The 6,831-nt window shown below is 70.3% G+C and carries 10 protein-coding genes; 5 read left to right on the forward strand and 5 right to left on the reverse strand.

The features are described from left to right. Positions 1-134 precede the first annotated feature (134 nt). From I0C86_RS37690 to I0C86_RS37705, 4 genes are all read right to left on the reverse strand, one after another. Positions 135-647, reverse strand: a complete 513-nt coding sequence (locus tag I0C86_RS37690) for a SigE family RNA polymerase sigma factor (RefSeq protein ID WP_196206095.1) — start codon at positions 645-647, stop codon at positions 135-137. A 445-nt stretch (positions 648-1,092) separates the two neighbouring features. Next, positions 1,093-2,052, reverse strand: coding sequence for an SDR family oxidoreductase (locus I0C86_RS37695; protein WP_196206096.1), 960 nt, complete (start codon positions 2,050-2,052; stop codon positions 1,093-1,095). A 79-nt stretch (positions 2,053-2,131) separates the two neighbouring features. Then, positions 2,132-3,064, reverse strand: a complete 933-nt coding sequence (locus I0C86_RS37700; protein ID WP_230395469.1) for a hypothetical protein — start codon at positions 3,062-3,064, stop codon at positions 2,132-2,134. A 17-nt stretch (positions 3,065-3,081) separates the two neighbouring features. Beyond that, on the reverse strand, positions 3,082-3,606 hold the full coding sequence (locus I0C86_RS37705; RefSeq protein ID WP_196206097.1) for a DUF3558 family protein: 525 nt from the start codon (positions 3,604-3,606) through the stop codon (positions 3,082-3,084). 76 nt (positions 3,607-3,682) lie between these two features. Between I0C86_RS37705 and I0C86_RS37710 the strand changes: the two genes are divergently transcribed. The 3 genes from I0C86_RS37710 to I0C86_RS37720 are packed head-to-tail and all read left to right on the forward strand — an operon-like array spanning position 3,683 to position 4,922. Beyond that, positions 3,683-3,931 (forward strand): hypothetical protein, encoded by a 249-nt coding sequence (locus I0C86_RS37710; protein ID WP_196206098.1) that lies wholly within the window; start codon positions 3,683-3,685, stop codon positions 3,929-3,931. A gap of 56 nt (positions 3,932-3,987) precedes the next feature. After that, positions 3,988-4,323 (forward strand): ArsR/SmtB family transcription factor, encoded by a 336-nt coding sequence (locus tag I0C86_RS37715; RefSeq protein WP_323374102.1) that lies wholly within the window; start codon positions 3,988-3,990, stop codon positions 4,321-4,323. Then, the gene (locus I0C86_RS37720; RefSeq protein WP_230395470.1) at positions 4,323-4,922 is read left to right on the forward strand and encodes a methyltransferase family protein; all 600 of its coding nucleotides are present in this window, start codon (positions 4,323-4,325) and stop codon (positions 4,920-4,922) included. The genes I0C86_RS37715 and I0C86_RS37720 overlap by 1 nt, the downstream gene beginning before the upstream one ends. Before the next feature lie 14 nt (positions 4,923-4,936). On the opposite strand, the gene I0C86_RS37725 is transcribed toward I0C86_RS37720, so the two are convergent. Next, complete coding sequence (locus I0C86_RS37725) at positions 4,937-5,368, reverse strand: hypothetical protein (protein WP_196206100.1); 432 nt, start codon at positions 5,366-5,368, stop codon at positions 4,937-4,939. Positions 5,369-5,446: 78 nt separating this feature from the next. On the opposite strand from I0C86_RS37725, the gene I0C86_RS37730 reads away from it, so the two are divergent. Together I0C86_RS37730 and I0C86_RS37735 are read left to right on the forward strand one after the other, a co-directional pair. Next, positions 5,447-5,779, forward strand: a complete 333-nt coding sequence (locus I0C86_RS37730; protein WP_196206101.1) for a PadR family transcriptional regulator — start codon at positions 5,447-5,449, stop codon at positions 5,777-5,779. Between the two features lie 73 nt (positions 5,780-5,852). Then, positions 5,853-6,831: HAAS signaling domain-containing protein (locus tag I0C86_RS37735; RefSeq protein WP_196206102.1), on the forward strand; the 979-nt coding region annotated here is incomplete at its 3' end.

Here is a 6,831-nt window from a genome sequence, read left to right on the forward strand (position 1 = left end):
AGGGGGGGAAAAGAGAAAGAAAAAAAAGGGAGAGGGGAAGGGAAAGAAGGGAGGAAAGGTGGCGCAGTTCGCTCGGGGGAGTCAACGCACCGGGCTCCACGGCGTCTCCTAGTTCGCTGTACATCCGGCCGAGGTCAGACATCGTGTACCTCCAATGTGCGCTGCGGGGCCAGGTCGGCGAGGATGACCGCGAGTCGGGCCCGGCCACGGGACAGCCACGACTTGACCGTTCCGGTCGCCACGGACGACTCGTCCGCGATGGCCTCGATGGACATGTCGTACAGGTAGTGCCTGGCCAGGGCCTGACGCTGGTTCGCCGGCAACTGCCGGAGCGCCCGCATCAGCAGCACGCTGTCCTCGCTGGGCGCGCCGACCGCCTCGTCAGCCGGACCGCGCCGGGTCAGGGCGCTCCGCAGTCCGAACATCCGGCGCCAGCGATCGGTGGTCAGCCGGCTGACCGTCAGCCGGACCCAGGCCTCCGGTGCGGGATGCGAGGACACCGACTGCCAACGCCGCCAAGCCCTGGCGTACGCCTCCTGCACCGCGTCCTCCGCCTCGGTGGGGTCGCCCGTCAGAGCCACCGCGTACCTCAGCATCCGCGGCGACGTGGCGCGGTAGAACTCGTCAAAGCCATGCGTGTCCCGCATCGGCTGCCACCCTCCTTTCCGTCTTCGAACTTCTGATCGGATTACGGGCGGCCGGCCCGTCGGGTTGCGGCCGGTGCCGAGGTGCCGATTGGCCGTGCGTGTCCGCGGCTCGGTTCAGAGTGGCGACGGGTCGCCGCGCAGCCGGCTGTGGAGCCGGTCGTCGGGCCTGCTACCTGCCGGAACTCGACCGAGCGCAGCACTGCCGCATGGCGGAGGCCAGCCTCGGGCCGGGCCCGGTGAGGAACCGTCGGAACATCACGAGGTCGCACTCGGCCACGGGGCGCAGCCGGACGGATGGAGTCACATGTGTTGGCCCTACGTCGCCCGGTCGAGGACGGGAAAGGCGGCCCTGACGGCGCGCAGCCGTCAGCACGCTCTCACGGGTCCTGCACCAGGTCGTCGCCGACGGTGTGGAGCGGCAGGTCGGTTCCTCGTCTCTCTCGTCTCAGGCGGGCCGGTGCGCCTTGGGGTAGATCACGCCACTGAGCTGTTCCGAGACGTCCCAGAGCCGGGCTGCGTCCTCGTCGTTCAGCGCGCGGACGGGGATCCTCGCCGGTGCCGGTCCGCCGTGCAGTTCGCCGAATCCGTCCGGACCGTAGAATCCGGCGCCCTCGGCGTCCGGGCTGGTGGCGGCGTAGAGGGCGGGCAGGATGCCGGCGTCGATCTCCTGCCACACGCCGGGTACGAGGTAGAGGAGCCGGTTGCGGATCCGGTTGAGCCGGACCGAACGTCCACCGTGGGTGGGGCCGGTGACCTGGAGGTTCGTGATCGTCGCACCCGGATGGGCGGCATTGCTGCGGAGGCCCCAGCCGGCGGCCACACTGCGCCGGTCGAGTTCCCGGGCGAAGACGAGCTGGGCGAGTTTGGAGAGCCCGTAGGCGAGAACGCCCTGGTAGCGACGTTCGCTCTGCAGGTCGTCGAAGTCGAACCGTCCGAAGCGGCTCATCAGGCTGCTGACCGACACCACCCGGGCCGATCCGGCGGACCGGAGCAGCGGCAGCAGGTGGCCGGTCAGGGCGAAGTGCCCCAGGTAGTTGGTGGCGAACTGGAGCTCGAGTCCGTCCTCGGTGACCGCCCGGCGACGCGGGGCCATGATCCCGGCATTGTTGACCAGGAAGTCGACGGGCCGACCGGCCCTGTTCAGATCGGCGCCGAGTGCCGCGACGCTGGCCAGCGAGGACAGGTCCAGTTCCCGCAGGCGCAGGACCGCGTCGGGCACCCGGCCCCGGATTTCGGCGATCGCCTCGGCGCCCTTCCGCTCGTTGCGGACCGCGAGGATCACCTCCGCGCCGGCCTGGGCGAAGCGGCTGCTGAGGCCGTACCCGATTCCGCTGTTGGCTCCGGTGACGACCGCGAGCCTGCCGCGAAGATCCGGTACGTCGATGTCGGGTGCGCTACGTGGCATGGCTCCATCTTCCGACCGAGCCAACGACAATGGGGACCCGCTCCGCCGTTTCGGTGCCGCTAGGTGCCGCTACGTGTCGCTACGTGTCGCAGTCGAGCGTGGTCGTGCACATCTCGCAGCAGATCTCGACCCGGCGCTCGACCGGGAGGCTGATCCGGACGCTGCAGATCGGGCAGTTGAAGGTGACCTTGAGCGGTGACCGGCCGGAGAAGGCGTAATGCTCGCTCTTCGCGGCGGCGTGCGGGCGTACCGCGCCACGGTCGAGCTGACGCCGTACCCGGGCCCGGTCCTTCTCGTATCGGCGCCGGCCGCCGGAGTCGGCCGAAGCCAGCGGCGGCTGGTTCCACTCCTGGTACGCGAGGGCATGCCCACCCTGGTACGCCGCCCGCGCCTGGATACCGCTCAGCCACGGCAGCGGGTCCTCGGAGAAGGTGATCGCCCGCCGGCCGAGGGCGTAGCCGAAAGCGTAGGAGCCGAGGTAGCCGAGCCACTGAGTGTAGAGGGCGGTGGTGCGGTGCGCTTCGAGCAGTGGCCAGCCCACCCCGAGATAGGCGGCGGTGGTGTCGGTGAGGATCTCGTCCTCGTACCGCATGTTGTGGTACTCCAGGAACACGTGCGCCACCTCGTGGGCGAGGATCGCGCCGATGTCCCTCCGATGCCCGACGAAGCTCGAATCGATCTCGACGAAGTACTGCGGACCGGTGCCGAGCTGCACCCGTCCGGCCCGTCCGGGCGGCATCGGAGTGAAGTCGACGGTTATCCGGGTGTCGGGCAGGCGCAGGTGTTCCACAAGGGCGTGGGCGACGCGCTCCGTACCGGAGATCAGATCCTCGTCGGAGCGCACAGTGACGTCCTCGGCCGGGATGCTCGACGAGAATCCGTACACGGTGGCGGGGGAGAGGCGTCGGTAGAGGGTGTAGATGGCCCGGCGTACCTCGTCGAGGGACGACCCTCGATCGTGGCCCGGCGTCCTGGGCGCGGGTGCCGCGTACCTGATCTCGACGTCGGACAAAGGTTCCTCCGGTCGGCTCAATCCAAATGGGCGAGGATCGCTGTCGCGAAGGTGGTGTTGAGGGGGCAGGATTTCGACCCGGCCGTGTCCTCGCCGAGAGGGCTTGCGATGAGCCGGAACGACTGCCGGGCGCCGATCGCGACGAGCGTGGTGCATCCCCCGCGGGTGGTGGTGCCGGCGACCGCCCGACGGCCGTCGATGGTGGTCTGCTTCAGGTGCCGGAACTCCTGCGCCGCTGTCTGGTCGACCGACGGGTACGGGGTGAAGGCCACCAGCCCGGTCGCGGTTCCCCACTGGCAGGACCTGCCGTCGAGGTCGGTCTCCGACCCTTCGATGATGATGCCGAGTTTGCCGCTGTCCTGCTGGTCGAGGGCGCGGCAGGGCTGCCGCGCCAACTCGACGAGGGTGGCGGCGGGGCTGGCGGCCACAGTGCTCGGCGGCGCCGTCTCAGCGGAGGTGGTGACGGTGGGTGCAGGGGTGGTTCCGGCCGTATCCGGCTCGTCCGGGTCTCCGCTGCCGCAACCGGCGACTGCGAGCGACATCGTGACCAGGGTCGCCGTCACGGTCGTGCGCCATCTCGGTCGGCTCCGACTTCCCCGTTTCCTGTCACTCCGGGCCATGGCCGAGACAGTAGCGAATGTGCGAGAACTGCGCCGCGCTGCTCGTTGGCGCCCGTTCCGCCGGCCGCCTGACGTACTCGCGCGGATCAGCGTCGGCGGCCTCGTCGTCTTCGTGGCGGTCGCGGCCGTGACCGCGACCGGGGTGACCCGGCCCCTGCTCGGCCTGGGTGAACGGATCCTGCTCGTCGCCTATCTCGGCTGGCTGCTGGCGGTCGCCGTGCTGACCCGCAGGATCGCGAGGACCTGAGAAGCACTCCATCCTAAGTACATCTGGCGCTGTATCCAGCAATTGCTGTACCGTCGATCGACATGGAGACCCTGACGCACGGACAGGTCCTCGCGCGGTTCGGCCACGCGCTCTCGGACCAGACCCGGGCCCGGCTGTTGCTGGCGCTCCGGGACGGCCCGGGATATCCGGCCGAGTTGGCGGAACTGCTCGGGGCGACCCGGCAGAATCTCTCCAACCATCTCGCCTGTCTGCGCGGCTGCGGCCTCGTGGTGGCCGTACCGGAGGGGCGCCGGACCAGGTACGAACTCGCCGACTCCCGGATCGGGCACGCCCTGACCGACCTGCTCGGGGTCGTGCTGGCGGTGGACCCGGCGGCCTGCCCGGAGAGTACGACCAGGGACTGCTGCTGATGGTTGCCTGGCTGGCGCTCGCCGTCTACCTGGCCGGCTTGGTGACGGCGTTCGGGGTGCGCACCTGGCTGCACCGCGCCGCGACCGGCGACAGTGGATTCCGGCGCGGTGCGGCACCGTTCGGCGGCGGCGAGTGGTGGGCCCAGGCGCTGTTCGGGGCCGCCCTGCTGCTCGGAGTGGTCGCCCCGGTCCTGGGTGGCACCGGACTGCTCGGGCCGATCGCCCTCCTGGACCGGCCCGTGTTCGCGGTCGTCGGGCTGGTGCTGGCCGTGGTCGGCTGGCTCGCCGTACTGGCCGCCCAGTCGGCGATGAGCCGCTCCTGGCGGATCGGAGTCGACCCGGACGAGCACACCGAACTGGTCACCGGCGGCGTCTTCGGGCTGGTCCGGAACCCCATCTTCACCTCGATGACGGTTCTGCTGGTCGGGTTGACCGCGATGGTGCCGAACTGGGTCCAACTGCTCGCCCTCGGCTGCCTGGTCGCCGGGATGCAGTTGCAGGTACGGGTGGTCGAGGAGCCGTACCTCGGCCGCACGCACGGCACCGCGTACGCCGACTATCGGGCCCGGGTGGGTCGCTTCCTGCCCCGTCTGGGCTGACGGGGAGGACCCGCTCAGCCGCTGCGGTGCAGGTCGGCCCGGGACTGCTCCCGGGGCTCGCCCTCGTCCCGGGACCACCACCAGGCGTAGTTGATTTCTCCCGGCCGGGGCGTACGCAGCACGATCCGGGCCACCAGTGGACCCTCGTACGCGGTGAAGTGGCCGGGAGTCTGCTGGGTGAAGCGCACCATGCCGGGCAGTTCGAGGCTGGCGACGTGCAGTTCGAGCCGGCCGCCGGCGCCCAGCACCAGCACGCTGTGCTCGACGTGCCGCAGACCGTCCCGGTCGGTGGTCGCCTCGTAGTCCAGAATGGCGGCACGTCCGTTCACGCCGGTGCTCACTGTCATCCGGGCCAGGAACGGCCCGCTCTCCGGGCCGTCGCCGCGGCCCCGATACAGCCCGGTCGCCGCGGTGAGGCAGTGCAGTACGTCGGTCTCGGCAGGCACCGCGCCACCGTAACGCCCGTGCGCCACACGCTAGTGCATTGTTGACGGTACTACGGATTAGACAGTAGCATCCTCGCCGTGGACACCACCCAGTTGCTCAAAGGTGTGCTGGACCTCGCGGTCCTCGCCGTGTTGAAGGACGAGGACGGCTACGGCTACGACATCATGCGCCGGCTGCGCGCCGCCGGTCTCGAGGAGATCGGTGACGCCTCCGTCTACGGCACCCTGCGCCGGCTCTTCCAGGGCGGACTGCTGACCACGTATGTCGTGCCCAGTGAGTCGGGGCCGCACCGCAAGTACTACGCGCTGAACGCGGCCGGACGGGACCAGCTCACCCGGTCGGGCAAGGTGTGGCGCTCGTTCGCCAACACGATGGAGACGCTGCTCGATGACCGGGGGATGGCGGCATGACCGAGCGGAGCGAGGGCACCAGCCAGCCCAGTCGACGGGGTCATGGTGACGACGAGCGCAGCGAGGAGACGCCATGACCGAGCGGAGCGAGGGCAGTGTCGTGACCGAGCAGGAGATCGCCCGGTACGTGGACCAGGTCCGCGCGGCGTTGGGCGACCTCGCGCCGACGGTCCGCGACGAACTCCTCGAGGACCTTCCGGAACACCTCGCCGAGGTGGCCGCCGAGGGGGAGGGCTCGCTGGTCCAGCGGCTCGGCCCGCCCGAGATGTACGCGGTCGAACTGCGTACCGCCGCCGGGGTGGCCCCGCCGGTCACCGTCGTCAACCTCGACCAGCGGATCGCCAGTGCCGTCCGCAAGGGCCGCGACCGGCTGCGCGGACTGGACTCCCGGCTCGGCCCGCCGATCGGGTACGTGCGGCTCAGCGAGTTTCTCCTCCTGCTGCGCCCCGCCTGGTGGGTGCTCCGGGGCTACCTGGCCGCCATGCTGATCACCGTGATGCTGACGGGTAACTCGTTCGGCCTGCTGCCCCGGCTCGGCGGCAGCGGCCTGGCCGCGATCCTGCTGCTGGCCGTGACCGTCACCGCGTCGATCTGGCTCGGCCGGCGTACCGACCGGTTGGGTCGGCGCCCCAGGTGGATCGTGCACCTCGGCGCGGTGCTGCTGGTCTTCTTCGGCCTGGTCGGCTTCCTGGAGGCCGACAGCCGGGCCGTCGACGGGTACGAGAACACCTACTCGCCGGTCTACACCGACCAGTACTCCGGGGTGCAGGACGTCTACGTCTACGACAGCGAGGGCCGACTGCTGACGGACGTACGGCTGTTCGACCAGAACGGTCAACCGATCCGGCTCGGCGCCCCGTGGTGCGAAGAGGCGCAGCAGCAGTTGCAGCCCGGTCCGGACTATGTCGACCCGATGCGGCAGCCGTACCCGTACTGCCCGCAGGGTGCTCCGTTCCAGGTGCGCCCGACCGTTCCGCCGACCGATCCGTCCGCCGCACCGGCCGAGCCGACCGACAGCGCAGGGCCGACGCCCGGGGGAACGCCGTCGGCGC

Origin of the sequence: Plantactinospora alkalitolerans (assembly GCF_015690345.1) — a bacterium.
Classification (GTDB): Bacteria; Actinomycetota; Actinomycetes; order Mycobacteriales; family Micromonosporaceae; genus Plantactinospora; species Plantactinospora alkalitolerans.

Bases quoted from the DNA above. Each gene is read 5' to 3' on its own strand.
- I0C86_RS37710 (WP_196206098.1), top strand. From the start codon at position 3,683: ATGGCCGAGACAGTAGCGAATGTGCGAGAACTGCGCCGCGCTGCTCGT.
- I0C86_RS37695 (WP_196206096.1), bottom strand. From the start codon at position 2,052: ATGCCACGTAGCGCACCCGACATCGACGTACCGGATCTTCGCGGCAGG.
- I0C86_RS37720 (WP_230395470.1), top strand. From the start codon at position 4,323: ATGGTTGCCTGGCTGGCGCTCGCCGTCTACCTGGCCGGCTTGGTGACG.
- I0C86_RS37705 (WP_196206097.1), bottom strand. From the start codon at position 3,606: ATGTCGCTCGCAGTCGCCGGTTGCGGCAGCGGAGACCCGGACGAGCCG.
- I0C86_RS37690 (WP_196206095.1), bottom strand. From the start codon at position 647: ATGCGGGACACGCATGGCTTTGACGAGTTCTACCGCGCCACGTCGCCG.